The sequence below is a fragment of the Polaromonas sp. A23 genome (assembly GCF_002001015.1).
Taxonomy (GTDB): Bacteria; Pseudomonadota; Gammaproteobacteria; order Burkholderiales; family Burkholderiaceae_C; genus Polaromonas.
The window spans coordinates 75,973-91,361 of record NZ_MUNO01000022.1; the positions used below are offsets into that span (position 1 = coordinate 75,973).

At 59.5% G+C, this 15,389-nt stretch carries 14 protein-coding genes; 4 read left to right on the forward strand and 10 right to left on the reverse strand.

Translation table 11 applies throughout. The features are described from left to right. Positions 1–7: 7 nt before the first annotated feature. From B0B52_RS11715 to B0B52_RS11745, 7 genes are all read right to left on the reverse strand, one after another. Positions 8–775, reverse strand: coding sequence for an ABC transporter ATP-binding protein (locus B0B52_RS11715; protein WP_077593825.1), 768 nt, complete (start codon positions 773–775; stop codon positions 8–10). 11 nt (positions 776–786) lie between these two features. After that, positions 787–1,896, reverse strand: coding sequence for an ABC transporter ATP-binding protein (locus B0B52_RS11720; RefSeq protein ID WP_077594085.1), 1,110 nt, complete (start codon positions 1,894–1,896; stop codon positions 787–789). A gap of 26 nt (positions 1,897–1,922) precedes the next feature. Further along, positions 1,923–2,852 carry a branched-chain amino acid ABC transporter permease gene (locus tag B0B52_RS11725; protein WP_077593826.1) on the reverse strand — a complete coding sequence of 310 codons (930 nt, stop codon included), beginning with the start codon at positions 2,850–2,852 and terminating at the stop codon, positions 1,923–1,925. 260 nt (positions 2,853–3,112) lie between these two features. Beyond that, the gene (locus B0B52_RS11730) at positions 3,113–4,453 is read right to left on the reverse strand and encodes a replication-associated recombination protein A (protein ID WP_077593827.1); all 1,341 of its coding nucleotides are present in this window, start codon (positions 4,451–4,453) and stop codon (positions 3,113–3,115) included. A 13-nt stretch (positions 4,454–4,466) separates the two neighbouring features. Further along, entirely contained in the window at positions 4,467–5,186 is a 720-nt protein-coding gene (gene lolA, locus B0B52_RS11735; RefSeq protein WP_077593828.1) for an outer membrane lipoprotein chaperone LolA, read from the reverse strand. Positions 5,187–5,292: 106 nt separating this feature from the next. Then, on the reverse strand, positions 5,293–7,614 hold the full coding sequence (locus tag B0B52_RS11740) for a DNA translocase FtsK (RefSeq protein ID WP_077593829.1): 2,322 nt from the start codon (positions 7,612–7,614) through the stop codon (positions 5,293–5,295). An 80-nt stretch (positions 7,615–7,694) separates the two neighbouring features. Then, on the reverse strand, positions 7,695–8,372 hold the full coding sequence (locus B0B52_RS11745) for a Crp/Fnr family transcriptional regulator (protein ID WP_077593830.1): 678 nt from the start codon (positions 8,370–8,372) through the stop codon (positions 7,695–7,697). 202 nt (positions 8,373–8,574) lie between these two features. On the opposite strand from B0B52_RS11745, the gene trxB reads away from it, so the two are divergent. From trxB to rpmG, 3 genes are all read left to right on the forward strand, one after another. Further along, the gene (gene trxB / locus B0B52_RS11750) at positions 8,575–9,516 is read left to right on the forward strand and encodes a thioredoxin-disulfide reductase (protein ID WP_077593831.1); all 942 of its coding nucleotides are present in this window, start codon (positions 8,575–8,577) and stop codon (positions 9,514–9,516) included. Between the two features lie 261 nt (positions 9,517–9,777). Continuing rightward, the gene (rpmB, locus tag B0B52_RS11755) at positions 9,778–10,011 is read left to right on the forward strand and encodes a 50S ribosomal protein L28 (protein ID WP_077593832.1); all 234 of its coding nucleotides are present in this window, start codon (positions 9,778–9,780) and stop codon (positions 10,009–10,011) included. 11 nt (positions 10,012–10,022) lie between these two features. Then, on the forward strand, positions 10,023–10,190 hold the full coding sequence (gene rpmG, locus B0B52_RS11760; protein WP_007863188.1) for a 50S ribosomal protein L33: 168 nt from the start codon (positions 10,023–10,025) through the stop codon (positions 10,188–10,190). Between the two features lie 340 nt (positions 10,191–10,530). Here rpmG and B0B52_RS11765 read toward each other — a convergent pair whose 3' ends face one another. From B0B52_RS11765 to B0B52_RS11775, 3 genes are all read right to left on the reverse strand, one after another. Then, entirely contained in the window at positions 10,531–11,730 is a 1,200-nt protein-coding gene (locus B0B52_RS11765; RefSeq protein WP_077593833.1) for an acyl-CoA desaturase, read from the reverse strand. A 185-nt stretch (positions 11,731–11,915) separates the two neighbouring features. Beyond that, complete coding sequence (locus tag B0B52_RS11770; RefSeq protein WP_077593834.1) at positions 11,916–13,178, reverse strand: RsmB/NOP family class I SAM-dependent RNA methyltransferase; 1,263 nt, start codon at positions 13,176–13,178, stop codon at positions 11,916–11,918. Between the two features lie 30 nt (positions 13,179–13,208). After that, positions 13,209–15,071 carry a M48 family metallopeptidase gene (locus tag B0B52_RS11775; RefSeq protein ID WP_077593835.1) on the reverse strand — a complete coding sequence of 621 codons (1,863 nt, stop codon included), beginning with the start codon at positions 15,069–15,071 and terminating at the stop codon, positions 13,209–13,211. A 44-nt stretch (positions 15,072–15,115) separates the two neighbouring features. On the opposite strand from B0B52_RS11775, the gene B0B52_RS11780 reads away from it, so the two are divergent. Further along, entirely contained in the window at positions 15,116–15,364 is a 249-nt protein-coding gene (locus B0B52_RS11780; protein ID WP_077593836.1) for a DUF1653 domain-containing protein, read from the forward strand. The last annotated feature ends 25 nt before the right edge of the window (positions 15,365–15,389 follow it).

A 15,389-nucleotide genomic window follows, 5' to 3' on the forward strand; every position in this document is an offset into this window, starting at 1 on the left:
GCTTCCTTCAATGACCCGTGCCCAGATAGGCGGTGATCACTTTTTCGTTTTTCTGTACTTCGGCGGGTGCGCCTTCGGCAATCTGTTTGCCGTAGTCGAGCACGGTGACGCGGTCACACAGGCCCATCACCAGCTTGACGTCGTGCTCAATCAGCAAAATGGTCCGATTGTCTTTGCGGATCTGGTCGATCAGTTCACGCAATTGCACCTTCTCGGTGGCATTCATGCCGGCTGCGGGTTCGTCCAGCGCGATCAGCTGCGGATCGGTTGCCAGCGCGCGGGCAATTTCAAGCCGCCGCTGGTCGCCGTAGCTGAGGGTGCGCGCCTTGTAGTCGGCGTACTTGCCGATGCCCACATAGTCGAGCAACTCCTGTGAGCGCTTGGCAATCGCCGCTTCTTCGGACTTGAAGCCGGGGGTGCGGAATACGGCGCCGATCAGCCCCGACTTGGTGCGCATGTGGCGCCCCACCATGACGTTCTCCAGTGCTGTCATGTCAGCAAAAAGGCGAATGTTCTGGAAGGTGCGGGCGATGCCGGCCTTGGCGACCTCATGCACCGCTGCCGGCTTGTAGGGCTTGCCGGCCAATTCAAAGGTACCGCTGTCGGGCGTGTAAAGGCCGGTGAGCACATTGAAGAAGGTGGTTTTGCCGGCGCCGTTGGGGCCGATGAGACCATACACTTGGCCGCGCTCGATATGGATGCCGACGTCGCTGAGGGCTTGCAAGCCGCCAAAACGCTTGGAGACACCGGAGACTTTAAGAATGGTTTCGCTCATATCCATTCTCCTTAAGGGTTGATTGACTGGATGGGGTCCGGACCGACAGGCTTGTTCAGCGACTTGCCGTGTTCGGGTGCGGGCCAGAGGCCCCGCGGCCGGGACAGCATGATCGTGATCATGGCCAGCGCGATCAGCAGCTGACGCAGGATGGCAGAGTCCAGCCGACCGCCTGTCATGGCCTGCAGCGGCCCGGCCACATGGCGCAGCACTTCAGGCAAGGCAGCCAATAGCAAAGCCCCCAGGATGACGCCAGGCAAGTGCCCGATGCCACCCAGCACCACCATGGCCACAATCATCACCGACTCCATCAGGCTGAAAGATTCGGGCGACACAAAGCCCTGGAAGGCAGCAAACATGGAACCGGACACACCGCCGAAGGTGGCACCCATGCCGAAAGCCAGCAGCTTCATGTTGCGGGTGTTGATGCCCATGGCCTTGGCCGCGATTTCGTCTTCGCGGATCGCCATCCAGGCGCGGCCGATGCGCGAGTTTTCGAGGCGGTGGCAGATGATCACGGACACGATCACCAGCACCAGGAAGAGGTAGTAATACATCGACACCGAGTTGACCTCGAAGCCGAAGAATTCATGCGTCTTGCCCAAGTCGAAGCCGAAAAACTTCATCGAGTCAATCTGGTTGATGCCCTTGGGCCCGTTGGTCAGGTTGATGGGCCTGTCCAGGTTGTTCAGGAACACGCGAATGATCTCGCCGAACCCGAGCGTCACAATGGCCAGGTAATCGCCGCGCAACTTGAGCACCGGCACACCCAGAAGCACGCCGAAACACGCCGCCAGCGCGGCAGCCATCGGAATGACCGCCCATATCGGCAAATGCAAGCCGTTGGGGAAAGCTGCGGCCACCGCCGGAAAGGCGCTGGCCAGATGGGGGGAGCCCAGCAGCGCAAACAGGTAGGCGCCAACGGCAAAGAAGGCAACGTAGCCGAGGTCCAGCAGGCCGGCATAACCGACCACAATGTTCAGGCCCAGCGCCAGCAGCACGTACAGCAAGGCCATGTCGACAATGCGGACCCAGGCGTTGCCGCCCTGTTGCAGCAGCAAGGGCAAGATCAGCAGCGCAATCGCCACGACCAGAAAGGTGACGAGTCTGTTCTTTTTCATCATGTTGTTCATCATGGTGGTTTCTCCTAAGCCCTGTCCGCCACACGCTCACCAAGCAGCCCGGAAGGCCGCAGCGTGAGCACAAAAATCAGCACCATGAATGCAAAGATGTCGGAGTACTGGCTGCCCAGAACGCCGCCAGTCAACGGGCCGATATAGCCGGCACCGATCGCTTCGATCAGCCCCAGCAAAATACCGCCCAGTACCGCGCCGCCGAGGTTGCCGATACCGCCGAACACGGCCGCCGTGAAAGCTTTCAAGCCGGGCAGGAAGCCCATGGTGTGCTGCACCGTACCGTAGTTGGAGGCGTACATCACGCCAGCCAGCGCTGCCAGCACGGCACCGATGATGAAGGTGGCGGAAATAACCGTGTCGGGTTTGACACCCATCAGACCGGCCACCCGGGGGTTTTCAGCGGTGGCGCGCATTGCGCGGCCCAGTTTGGTGTAGTTGACCAGGTACATCAGGATGGCCAGCGAAACTGCTGTAGCGCCCAGGATGAAGATCTGGGTCACGGTGATGACGGCGCCACCCATTTGCAGGGGCTCAGCGGGCAGAAGTGTGGGGTAAGGTTTGTAGTTGGGTTTCCAGATGATCATGGCCAGGGTCTGCAGCAGGATGGACATGCCGATGGCGGTGATCAGGGGTGCCAGCTTGGGCGAGTTGCGCAGCGGCCTGTAAGCCACTTTCTCAATCGCAAAATTGAGTGCTGCACACACCACAAAGGCGATAAGTAGCGAGATCAGCAAAATGATCCACCCCGGCGTGCCGGGCATGGCCTCCTGCATCCACACAATGATGGTCCAGCTGGTCAGCGCGCCGACCATCAGCACCTCCCCGTGCGCAAAATTGATCAGGTTGATGATGCCGTACACCATGGTGTAGCCTAGGGCGACCAGGGCGTACATGCTCCCCAGCACCAGCCCGTTGATGATTTGCTGAAGCAAAATTTCCATAACTGACTCTCCGATTGTTTGAGATTGCCAACTCTGCTTGCGCTGTAGCCGATGGGATCGCCACCGGGCCACGCGAGTTAACAAAAAGCCCGCCTATCGACACCAGCTGTGGCTGGGGTTGCTTGGCGAGCTAATGCGCAAATTGTAGCGATGCATCTCTAGCGAGAATCGAGCCAACACTCTGCTTTTCGCCGGGTTTACCCTTGAGAAATTGGATTTTCCCGGCCGAATAAGCCTTTATCAGCAGGTTTTGTTTTTCATTAGCTTCCCTGCTTATTCTTCAGCTTCAATTCGTTCAACTTATCGGAAATCCTGATTTCCAGGCCGCGGTTCACCGGCCTGTAGAAGACCGGGACGGCCATGCCGTCCGGGAAGTAGCTTTCGCCCGCGGCAAAGCCGTCTTCTTCGTCATGGGCGTAGCGGTAGTACTTGCCGTAGTCCAGCTCTTTCATGAGCTTGGTCGGTGCATTGCGAAGGTGCATGGGCACCGGACGTGTGCCGTCTTTTTTCACCAGCGCCTTCGCTTCGTTAAAAGCCTTGTAGACCGCGTTGGACTTGGGCGCGACCGCCAGGTAAACCACGCATTCAGCCAACGCCAGTTCGCCTTCCGGCGAGCCCAGTCGTTCATAAACCTCGGCAGCGTCCAGCGCCAGCCGCAGGGCGCGCGGGTCGGCCAGGCCAATGTCTTCACTGGCCATGCGTATCAGGCGCCTGGCCATGTACTTGGGCTCGGCCCCTCCGTCAAGCATGCGCACCAGCCAGTACAGCGCGGCATCGGGGTCCGAGCCCCGCACGGATTTGTGCAGCGCCGAGATGGTGTCGTAAAACTGCTCACCACCCTTGTCATAGCGGCGCATCCGCTCGCCCAGCACTTTAAGCAGCCAGGCTGCCGTGACTTCCAGACTGCCGCCTTTGGTCTCGCGGCGGGCCGCAACCTCCAGCGACTCCAGCGTGTTGAGCAGGCGCCGCGCGTCACCATCGGCATAGGCCACGAGCTGGCTCACCGCTTCATCCGCTATTGATTTGATAGCTGGCAGCGCCCGTTCTGAAAGGGCTTTGGCCACTATTTTCTTGAGATCTTCATCACCAAGCGGCTGCAGCACATAAACCGCCGCACGGGACAGCAGAGCTGAGTTGACCTCGAACGAGGGATTTTCAGTGGTGGCGCCGATAAAGGTGAACAGCCCACTTTCAACATGCGGCAAAAAGGCGTCCTGCTGGCTCTTGTTGAAGCGGTGCACCTCATCGACAAACACGATGGTGCGTTTGCCGCTTTGCCCCTGCCAGATCGTCGCCTGCTCGACGGCTTCACGGATGTCCTTGACGCCGCCCAGCACTGCCGAGATGGTGATGAAGTGAGCGTCGAAACTGCTGGCCATCAGGCGCGCCAGCGTGGTTTTCCCGACACCTGGCGGGCCCCACAAAATGCAGCTGTGCGGCTGACCGGACTCGAAGGCAATGCGCAGTGGCATGTCTTCACCCAGCAGGTGCTGCTGACCGATCACCTCCCCGAGGTTTTTGGGCCGCAAGCGCTCGGCCAGCGGAGCTGTCGCCCGCACATCGGCGTCCTGCCCGAACGGGGTTTCAGCGGAAGCGGCCATCGACCAACATTTTTTACTGGCGAATCACGTCCGCACCAGCCGGCGGCTTGAACTGGAAGGCGGCAGCGTTCAAGGCCGGGTTGACCTCGAACTGGGTGAAAGTCATGACCGAACGCTGGCCGAAGCTGTCAAGGATTTCCAGCACCGCAAGTTCACTGCCTTTCGCGCTTTCACGAAAGCCGACCGTGAGGCTTTGCACCTGGCCCTCTTTGGTTTTCGGTGTGGCCTTGACCCACTCGAGGCCATCACGGTCCGGCTGCGGCACCAGGGTGAAATCGGCCTGCAATGCCTTCAGATCCGCTGCAGCGGCAATCACCGCGGCGGGTGTGCCGTTAAGCACCTGTGCGAGTTTGCGGGCGGTTACCTGGTTCAGATCCACATCGTGCAGCCACAAGGTTTGGCCGTCAGAGACGATGCTCTGCTCAAAAGGTTTTTTGTAAACAAACTTGAACCGGTTGGGTCGCAGGAACTCAAAACTACCGCTGGAGGTTTTGGTCTTGGCGGCCTGTCCGTCACGGGGAGGGCTGGTCACCACCTGCGTAAAAACAGCGCGTCCGCTTTTTGTATTTTTGACAAAGGCTTCCAGACTTTCGAGGCCGCTGACCGTTGCCACCTGGGCGTTCGAAGCTATTGAAAAGAGAGCAAAAACACCTGCCAATGTGATTCGCCCTGCTTTTGCGAAGCAAGCGAAAGGGTGGTGCAAGGTGACTGGCAAGGAAGATGTGTGGGTCATGGCAATGAAGGGGGAAGCCCCGTTGGATAAACGATGCCTGTAGGAGTCAGGCGGCGAGCATTGGTTGCCTGAACAATGTATCGCTCCGGTAAAACCCCGGCTGTCGTCATTCTGCGCGTGCGGGCACCAGAATTTCACGCTGCCCGCTGCCCGACATGGCGCTGACCATGCCTGATTTCTCCATTTCCTCGAGCAGGCGCGCGGCCCGGTTGTAGCCGATCTTCAGATGCCGCTGAACCAGCGAGATGGAAGCCTTGCGGTTCTTCAGCACAATCTCAACCGCCTGGTCGTACATCGGGTCCTTCTCGCCCTCACCGCCGCCGCCATTGCCGTCACCAAGCAGGTCCACCTCGCCATCTACTGTGCCGCCTTCGAGTACGCCGTCGATGTAATTGGGTTCGCCCTGCTGCTTCAGGTAAGCCACTACGCGGTGCACTTCGTCGTCGCTGACGAACGCACCGTGCACGCGAACCGGAAAACCGGTGCCGCTGGGCATGTAGAGCATGTCGCCCATGCCCAGCAAGGCCTCGGCACCCATCTGGTCAAGAATGGTGCGGCTGTCGATTTTGCTGCTGACCTGAAAGGACAGACGCGTCGGAATGTTGGCCTTGATCAGACCGGTGATCACGTCCACGCTCGGGCGCTGGGTGGCAAGCACCAGGTGGATGCCTGCGGCGCGCGCCTTCTGCGCCAGCCGCGCAATCAGCTCTTCGATCTTCTTGCCAACCACCATCATCAGGTCGGCCAGCTCGTCGATCACCACCACGATGTAAGGCAGACGTTCCAGCGGCTCGGGCTGCTCCGGCGTCAGGCTGAAAGGGTTGTAGACGAATTCGCCGCGCGCCTTGGCGTCATCGATCTTGACGTTGTAGCCGGCGAGGTTGCGCACACCCATCTTGCTCATCAGCTTGTAGCGCTTTTCCATCTCGGCCACGCACCAGTTCAGGCCGTGCGCGGCCTGGCGCATGTCGGTGACCACCGGCGCCAGCAGGTGCGGGATGCCTTCATAGACGCTCATCTCCAGCATCTTCGGATCAATCAGCAGCAGGCGCACATCGCGCGCGTCGGCCTTGTAGAGCAAGCTCAGGATCATCGCGTTGATGCCCACCGACTTGCCAGACCCAGTGGTACCCGCTACCAGGCAGTGCGGCATCTTGGCCAGGTCGGCCACCACCGGCGCACCACTGATGTCCTTGCCAAGCCCGATGGTCAGCATGGACTTGGCTTCGTTATAGACCTGCGAGCCGAGGATTTCACTGAGCTTGATGGATTGGCGCTTGGCGTTCGGCAGTTCCAGCGCCATGTAGTTTTTGCCTGGTATGGTCTCGACCACGCGGATCGACACCAGGCTGAGCGCACGTGCCAGATCCTTGGCCAGGTTGACAATCTGCGCACCCTTGACGCCGGTCGCCGGCTCGATCTCGTAACGCGTGATGACCGGGCCGGGTGCAGCGGCCACCACCCGCACTTCAACGCCGAAATCCTTGAGCTTTTTCTCGATCAGGCGCGAGGTCATCTCCAGCGTCTCGGGTGCCACGGTTTCCTGCCTCAGCAGCGCACCGTCCAGCAAATCCACCTGGGGCAGCTTGGAGTCTGGCATTTCACTGAACAAGGGCTTCTGGCGCTCTTTGGCTACTCGTTCGCTTTTGGGAATCTCTACAAGCGTCGGCTCAATAAGTACCGGCACCGGATGGTGCTCCTCAATCTCGATGCGCTCTTCGTGCAAGGTTTCCTCGCGCTCGCGCGCCGCGACACGGCCCACGGCCAGGTCTTCGGCGATTTCGCGCTTTTCCCGGCGCGATTCAATCAGCTCGTCGATCCAGGCGCCCAGGCGCTGCGCAGTGTGGGCCCAGGAAAAAGAAAACACCACGGACACGGCAATCACGCCGACCGCAATCCAGACAAGGCCCGAGCCTGTGAAACCCAGCCACTTCACGCTGGCAGGACCTGCCAGATACCCCAGCACGCCGCCCGCATGACCGGGGAGCTTGAATTCGAAACGATACAAACGCGACCATTCCATCGCCGTACTGGCCACCAGCAAAAGCGCCAGGCAAGCCCAGAACTTGAGGCGGTCGCGCCCCGTGGTTGCTGCGGGCTCACCGCGCAAACCCCGGGCCAGTGAACCCAACCAGACACGAACGCCCGCGGCAAATGCCCACCACACGGAAAATCCCACAAGGAAATAGCTGGCATCGGCCAGATGGGCACCCAGCCGCCCACCCCAGTTGCGTGTAACGGCCTCACCGCTGCCCGTGGTGGACCAGGACGCGTCCAGGGGCGAGTAACTGAGCAAGGCACCGAGCCAGAAAACAAGCGCCAGCAAGCCCAAAATCAGGCTGACTTCATGCGCAAAGCGTTTCACGCCGCCCGGAGAACCGGCAGCGGCAGGTGTTCTGGAATTCAATGTGTCGAGTGAATATGTCATAGGGCGTCTGCTGAGCTTACCTCAGATGCGCAGGCCTTCAAGACAGGGAAGGAGGCAGGAAAAACGGCCCCTTAAGGTCCTTAACCCAGGCTGTTGAGCCGTTCCTTGACCCACATCGATCCGTCGGCCCGGGTCTCAATGAATCCACGCTCTTCGAGGTCTTTCATCACGCGGCTGACCATCTCGCGCGAAGCGCCCACCATTTTGGCGAGATCCTGGCGCGAAACCTTTTCGCGGATCACGGTGTTGCCTTCACGGTCAGGCACAGCCGATTCCAGCAACGCCCTGGCCACGCGTCCGTAGACATCCATCAACGCCAATGACTCGATCTTGCGGTCGGCCTGCCGCAGCCGCTGCACCAGGCCCTTCATGACCGCGTAAGCCATGGAGCTGTTTTCTGGCAAACAACGGGCAAACTCCGGCCGCGCCACCACCAGCACGTCGGTCTGTACCTCGGTGCGCACCGTTGCCGAGTGCGGTTCGTTGTCGATCAGGCTCATCTCGCCAACGTAGTCACCGGGGTGCAGGGTCGCAAGAATCACTTCCCGGCCACGGGCATCGGTGGTTACCACACGGGCCCTTCCCGTCAGGATGATGGCAAGCGCGTTGGACTTTTTGCCCTGTTCAACAATGGCCTCGCCGCGCTTGTAGCGACGCTTGACGATGGCCTGGGCCACGGATTCGGCCTGGCTGGTCGTCAACATCGAAAACAGGGGTACCCGACGAATCAGTTCGAGGTTAGAAACCATCGTAGACATAACAAACTCCTCCAGACCGCGCTACAGGCGAACGAGAAACCCGCCGGAACCCGGGAGGTGTTTCTGATCGGGCAACTCCGTGGCACGAGTTCTTACAATAGCGCTTGTTGTGCCAACTATTTCCTCTCATCAGGGGTTTTAAACCCTGATATCAGCCCCGACTCTAACTGAGTTCCATTGTTTTTCCACACGAAGTTTCATCATGCGACATTCAAAAGTTCTGATCCTGGGTTCTGGCCCTGCCGGCTACACGGCTGCCGTCTATGCGGCACGCGCCAACCTCAACCCGGTGCTCATCACAGGCATCGCTCAAGGTGGGCAACTGATGACCACCACCGACGTGGACAACTGGCCGGCTGATCCCCTGGGCGTTCAGGGCCCGGCGCTCATGCAGCGCTTCCTCGAGCACGCGGAGCGCTTCAAGACGGAAATCATCTTCGATCACATCAACAAAGTTGACTTTACCCAGCGGCCATTTACGCTAACCGGCGACAGCGGCACCTATACCTGCGACGCGCTGATCATCGCCACCGGCGCCTCGGCCAAGTACCTGGGCCTTGACTCCGAAACCGCGTTCATGGGCCGGGGTGTATCTGGCTGCGCCACCTGCGACGGCTTTTTCTACCGTGATCAGGAAGTCTGCGTGGTCGGCGGCGGCAACACAGCCGTCGAAGAAGCGCTTTACCTGTCCAACATTGCCAGCAAGGTCCACCTTGTCCATCGCCGCGACAAGTTCAAGGCGGAAGCCATCCTGATCGACAAACTCCACGAAAAAGTAGCGGCCGGCAAGATCGAACTCAAACTGCACCAGACCCTCGACGAAGTGCTGGGCGATGCAGCAGGCGTCAACGGCGTCAGGCTTAGAAGCACCCAGACCAATGCCACGCAGGATATTGCCCTGCAGGGTTGCTTTATTGCCATTGGCCACCAGCCCAATACCGACATCTTTGCCGGTCAGCTGGACATGAAGGATGGCTACATCATCACGCGGGCAGGTTTGCAGGGTTTTGCCACCATGACCAGCGTACCGGGCGTTTTCGCCGCAGGAGACGTACAGGACCATGTCTATCGCCAGGCCATTACCAGTGCCGGCACAGGCTGCATGGCCGCACTCGATGCTCAGCGCTTTCTGGAGCAGAGTTAAAGCCCCCACGGTCGCTCACTTCGTGTAGCTCCCTGCCCCCCGAGGGGGCCGCTGCGCCTGCGGACCGGCTGAGCCGGATCCGCGGCCCCTGCTTGAATTTTTACTTCTGTGGCCCCAGCGGAGATCCGGGATCCGCCCCTCGAACGCTGGTCGGGAACTTGGGCTTGAAGGTGGTTGGTTTTCAGGCTATAATCTATGGCTTAGCTGAGAATCCTCCCGGGTCTTTAGCATTCCGATTTCTATTTTTTACGGAGAGTGCTCATGGCACGCGTCTGTCAGGTTACGGGCAAAGGCCCGATGGTGGGAAACAATGTTTCTCACGCCAACAACAAAACCAAACGCCGGTTTTTGCCTAATCTGCAATACCGCCGTTTTTGGGTCGAAACTGAAAACCGCTGGGTTCGTCTGCGCGTAACCAGCGCTGGCTTGCGCCTGGTTGACAAGCTCGGCATCGACGCCGTTCTGGTGGACCTCCGCGCCCGCGGTGAGATCTAAGGAGAATCATCATGGCAAAAGGCGCACGCGAAAAAATCAAGCTGGAATCGACTGCCGGCACGGGTCACTTCTACACGACCACAAAAAACAAGAAGACCACACCTGACAAGATGCTGATCATGAAATTTGATCCCAAAGCACGCAAGCATGTGGAATACAAGGAAATCAAGCTGAAGTAATTCAGACTGGTTAGTCGACGCTTCGGCCTCGACTTCTCAAAAACCCGCTGGTCTCCCGCGGGTTTTTTTATGTCTGTGAGAAACCGAGCGTGCGATTGCCTGCTTGTGTATATGCATGCAGCATGCGGGCAAAGCCTGACAGATAAGGAGAACAGCCAGCGCTCGCAGACATGCCCCATCAACCAGACAACGCGCAGCTATGAGTTGAGGCAAGACCTCTGCTACGCCCCTCCGCGAATGATCACAGTCAGTCCATGAAAAAACCGCAGCAGCGATAACGCTGATGCGGCTCCAATCGGCTCCGGCTGGAAAACCAGCCTTCGTCGCAAGGCAGGGAACTTCAGGCGCGCGCAGCGCGCAGCTTCATCGAAAACTCCTGCAAGGCAGCAATGCCGCTTTCTTCAGCGCGATGGCACCAGGCCTGAAGATCGGTGGCCAGCTGTTCACGGGATGCCGACGTCGAAAGCCAGAGCTGGCGCAACTCTTCGCGCATGGTGACCATCTTGTCGAGTACCGGATGCTCGGCGCGGGCCTGTGCAATCTGTGGCTTGGCCGTGGCAGGCACCTTGTCGTCGTCGCGATGCAGCCAGCGGTTGGCAGCCTTCAGCACCGAAATGTCGGCCTTGCGGGCCTTCAAAGCTTCAATTTCAGCTTTGCCGGCGCGGCGCAGTTCACGTGCGAAACCGGCCATCACTTCGTATCGGTGGGCAATCAGAGCCTCGAGTGTCTTCTCGTCGGCCACCGGCTGGATGTTGCCCAGCTGAAGCTTGGGCGGCACCTTCTTGACGGTCGCCAAACCGACTTTTTCCATCGCGCGAATGTAGATCCAGCCGATGTCGAACTCGTACGGTTTGACGGAAAACTTGGCCGATGTCGGGTAGGTGTGATGGTTGTTGTGCAGCTCTTCGCCACCAATCATGATGCCCCACGGGGAAATATTGGTGCTGGCGTCAGGTGCCTCGAAATTGCGATAGCCCCAGTAATGACCGATGCCATTGATGATGCCAGCCGCCGTCACGGGAATCCAGGCCATTTGAACAGCCCAGACAGCCAGACCGGCTGCACCGAACAGCGTGAGGTCGATGATCATCATCAGGCCCACGCCCTGCCAGCTATAGCGGGTGTAGACATTGCGCTCAATCCAGTCGTTTGGCGTACCGTGGCCATACTTGACCATGGTTTCCTTGTTCTTGCTTTCGGCACGGTACAGCTCGGCACCTTCCCAGAAAACCTTCTTGATGCCGAAAGCCTGCGGGCTGTGGGGATCTTCGGCAGTTTCACATTTGGCGTGATGTTTGCGGTGGATGGAGACCCACTCTTTGGTCACCTGACCGGTGCCCAGCCAGAGCCAGAAACGGAAAAAGTGCGAGGGAATGGCGTGCAGGTCCATTGCCCGGTGCGCCTGATGGCGATGCAGGTAAATCGTCACGCTGGCGATGGTAATGTGGGTCGTGACCAGTGCATACAGCACGATTTGCCACCAAGAGGCAGCCACCAGTCCATGAGCCAGCCAGTCGAGGGCGGCGTCAAACAAGATCATGTGAGTCCTTTAAACAATCAGTAACAGTGTCCTGCCTCACTTGAAAACCTGGCTGGACAAGCCTTCCATTGTAAACGTGAGGGCCTGAATCACCAAGCCTCAAAACCGGGGAGAACACCCTATCCGGCACAAGTTCTCGGAAACGCTTTCTGCTTCTAAAAGCAGGCATTGCCTGTCTATTTACACTAAGCAGCAGCGGTTTTTTGCCAAATTGCTGCAAAAAAGCCATCCGTCCCATGCAAATAGGGCCACAGACGCAGGTAGGGACCGCTGCAGAGCTTGGCCGCACCTTCTACCCCTAGATGAGTCAAAACCGAACTTGTTTCAAGAGGAGCGAATTCTTTATTAGCGACGCCGAAGGCCTCGGCAATCGCCTCGTTTTCTTCCCGCAATACGCTGCAAGTGGCATAAACCAGGCGCCCGCCCGGTTTGAGCAGGCGTGAGGCGCTTTGCAAGATGGCCGTTTGCTTGACCACGAGCTCCTCGATGGCCTTGGGAGTCTGGCGCCACTTCAGGTCGGGATTGCGCCGTAGCGTGCCTAAGCCGGAGCATGGTGCATCAATCAGCACCCGATCAATCTTGCCGGCCAGACGCTTGATGCGGTCATCACGCTCATGCGCGATGGCCACCGGGTGGACATTGGACAAGCCGCTGCGGGCCAGACGCGGCTTGAGCGCGTCCAGCCGGTGGCCAGAGGTGTCAAAGGCGTAAAGCCGTCCGGTGTTGCGCATGCTGGCGCCTAAAGCCAAGGTCTTGCCGCCTGCGCCGGCGCAGAAGTCCACCACCATCTCGCCGCGTTTGGCGTCCACCAGCAAAGCCAGCAACTGTGAGCCTTCATCCTGCACTTCGATGGCGCCACGCGTGAACGCTTCCAGCTTGTTCAGCGCCGGCTTGGTAGACATGCGCAAGCCCCAGGGAGAGTAAGGAGTCACTACGGTCTTGATAGCTGCCTTCGCAAGCTCCTTCTGGATCTCGGAACGCTTGTCTTTCAGTGTGTTGACGCGCAGATCGAGACCGGCAGGAGCATTGAGACTGTCCACCAACGGCCAGAAATCATCGCCCAGCTGGGCCTTCAGAGGCTCCACCAGCCAGGCCGGCAGGTTGTGCCGGTGCGGCTCCATCAGGTCGGCAGGCTTGACCTGGTCACAGCGGGCCAGCCAGTCCTTTTCGGGCTCCGTCAGTGCTCCCAGCAAAAAATCCCGCTCGGCAGCAAAACCAAGAATGGCCAAACGCCGTTCCGTAGGGCCGCTCCCGTGCTGGGCCAGGTAGGTGAAGAGATTCTTCTTGCGCAGGACGGTGTAGATCGTTTCTGCCACGGTGGCACGTTCGCGGGGCCCGAGGCGTTGCTCACGGAAATGGCGTGACACCACCATGTCGGCGGGGTGTTCAAATTTGAGAACCTGCTTGAGAAGCACGGAACAACTGTCGAGTAAGGCGTTAGGATGCATGCCCTCATTGTCCCACCCGCTGACACAACCTCAGGAAAAGGCGCGGATATAGACGGGTTCGAAAGCGTGTTTCTCGATGTCGCCGAGCGTGGGCGACTCCCCGGCCCACAGAGCCAAAGTAGGCCCCGGCAGATCCAGCGAACCCTCGAGTTCACGACACAGGTGGTATCGGTCTTCATCATCCAGGCCGGGCAAGTCCACAAAAACAAGGTAGCAACGCCGGTAAGCGAACTCCTTCAGATTCTTGCGTACCAGCCAGGCCCGCGCCACCGATTTACAGCGGGCAAGGTCGGCCAGCAACTCGCCTTTTTCAAATTCATTGAGGTCATGGCGCGTGATGGACTGGAAAAATGGCGTGTTCGCCAACTCATCCCATGCGCGGCGCTCGGCTTCACCCGCCTGCTTGAGCCGCTCGCGCCAGAGCTTGAGCTCTTTCTCGTCCAGGCTACCGTCAGCGGCTGGCTTTTCCAGCTCAGCCACCGCCATACGGCAGGCCCACCAACGGTGGGGAGCGCTGTGATCGAAGAGCTGGACCAGGCAATCCATGCGCAGAGCACGTTCAGTGGCAGGCAAGCATTGCACCAGTCCCCGCAGCCCACCGGCATGCCCGGAGGTGATCTGCAAAGCCCTCTGGTAGTGACCGCGCACATCGGCACGGGCATCCAACCGCTGCTGCAGGTCACCCAGCTCGGCCATTTCATCAGCGTTGTTGCGGCCGGCACTTGCTGCCAGCGCTTCGGCTCTGGCCCGCACCCTGGTCAGGTAAGCGTGGTGCTGCTTCCAGTCGGTGGCATTGTCCTTGCACCATTGCTTGTCAAAGTGGGCAATCCACTTGGCGCTGCCCGTACCCAGCAGGTCCAGTGCCTGTCGGGAGGACCATGCGGGCAAATTTTTCCCGGCATCCAGAGCCTCCAGGCGGTCGCGCAGCACCGGATGGGTGTCTTCCACATCGCTGATCTGACGCAAGACCTGGCGCAGCGTTTCGCGCGCGAAGTCGTCAGGGAGCGGCAGGGCCAGGAGCTTGCTCATGGTCGCATAAGGTCCTACCGGCAAGACACTGGCCGAAGCAGTGCTCCAGTGACCCGGCCAAAACTCCCGATTCACCCACTCCCCCTTGATCGCTATTTCCTTGAGCGCAGCCGCTGCGACTTCCTTGCCCAGCAATTTGCCGGAAATGCGGTCGGCCTCGTATTCGTCCTGGCGTGCCAGCGCAAAGGTTTTCGCAGAAAAGCGCGGGAAATACCAGCGCAAAAAGGCCTGAGTGACCGCGGCCACAGGCCCCTCGTCATTGCGCAGGCCGTGGTTGAGTTTGGCCCAGCTCAGGCGGGTGCGGTAAATCCAGGCGGCAAAGCGGCCATGATCACCGCGCAGATGGCCATACTCGTGCGCCAGTACCGAGAGGAAACGCGGTTTATCCAGCGCCAATAACAAAGGCAACCCAATCGTGAGGTAGTTGACTGCGCCGCCGAACAGCCCGTAGCGCGGATGCTGGCTGATGCTGGCGTTGAAATCTCCGTCCAGCAATACGCGGTGGATGGGGGGTCCCTTGATTTTCCTGCGGATACGCTCCAGCGCCTCGAACAGGGCTGGTGCTGCCTCCTGCGACAGCGGCACGCCTTGCGGCTCGTCAAGCCGGCACCAGAGCGCTCGCAAGCTTGTCAGCAGCAAGCCGCCGGCGCCCAACAGCAGCCAGATGTAGCCACCCTTGAATTGCCCACGCATCATGGCGCCTAGCGTCCATGCGAGGACGCCGGCCGAAAGCAGCAAACAGCCTATGACCCACGCATAACCCAGGGCCGCGAACGCCGCCACGCTGCGGCGGTAAGCCTTGCTGTCTTCAGCACTGGCATGTTCGCTGAGTCGCACCAAATGAATGAAATCTGCGTGGTCCATGAGTCCTCTTCCCTCCCCGTTCTCTTGTGGCGACAATCTTAACCATGAGCCACGACCTTCCTCCGCTGCTAGAAACCCCGCCCGGCCTGTACCGTCACTACAAAGGCATGATGTACGAAGTCGTCGGTACCGTACGGCACAGCGAAAGCCTCGAACCCATGACGCTGTACCGTGCGCTCTACGGCGAAAAGGGCCTCTGGGTCCGGCCGGCAGCGATGTTCAACGAAGAGGTTGTGATTGACGGTGTCCTCCAGCCGCGTTTTGCGAAACAGGCCGATCCCGGGACGTCTTGACCCCCGTCACCGATAATCGTGGGTT

Coding starts and splice junctions, on each gene's coding strand:
- B0B52_RS11720 (WP_077594085.1), bottom strand. CDS start 1,896: ATGAAAAAGAACAGACTCGTCACCTTTCTGGTCGTGGCGATTGCGCTG.
- lolA (WP_077593828.1), bottom strand. CDS start 5,186: ATGACCCACACATCTTCCTTGCCAGTCACCTTGCACCACCCTTTCGCT.
- B0B52_RS11765 (WP_077593833.1), bottom strand. CDS start 11,730: ATGATCTTGTTTGACGCCGCCCTCGACTGGCTGGCTCATGGACTGGTG.
- B0B52_RS11730 (WP_077593827.1), bottom strand. CDS start 4,453: ATGGCCGCTTCCGCTGAAACCCCGTTCGGGCAGGACGCCGATGTGCGG.
- rpmG (WP_007863188.1), top strand. CDS start 10,023: ATGGCAAAAGGCGCACGCGAAAAAATCAAGCTGGAATCGACTGCCGGC.
- trxB (WP_077593831.1), top strand. CDS start 8,575: ATGCGACATTCAAAAGTTCTGATCCTGGGTTCTGGCCCTGCCGGCTAC.
- B0B52_RS11725 (WP_077593826.1), bottom strand. CDS start 2,852: ATGGAAATTTTGCTTCAGCAAATCATCAACGGGCTGGTGCTGGGGAGC.
- B0B52_RS11715 (WP_077593825.1), bottom strand. CDS start 775: ATGAGCGAAACCATTCTTAAAGTCTCCGGTGTCTCCAAGCGTTTTGGC.
- B0B52_RS11770 (WP_077593834.1), bottom strand. CDS start 13,178: ATGCATCCTAACGCCTTACTCGACAGTTGTTCCGTGCTTCTCAAGCAG.
- B0B52_RS11775 (WP_077593835.1), bottom strand. CDS start 15,071: ATGGACCACGCAGATTTCATTCATTTGGTGCGACTCAGCGAACATGCC.
- B0B52_RS11745 (WP_077593830.1), bottom strand. CDS start 8,372: ATGTCTACGATGGTTTCTAACCTCGAACTGATTCGTCGGGTACCCCTG.
- B0B52_RS11740 (WP_077593829.1), bottom strand. CDS start 7,614: ATGACATATTCACTCGACACATTGAATTCCAGAACACCTGCCGCTGCC.
- rpmB (WP_077593832.1), top strand. CDS start 9,778: ATGGCACGCGTCTGTCAGGTTACGGGCAAAGGCCCGATGGTGGGAAAC.
- B0B52_RS11780 (WP_077593836.1), top strand. CDS start 15,116: ATGAGCCACGACCTTCCTCCGCTGCTAGAAACCCCGCCCGGCCTGTAC.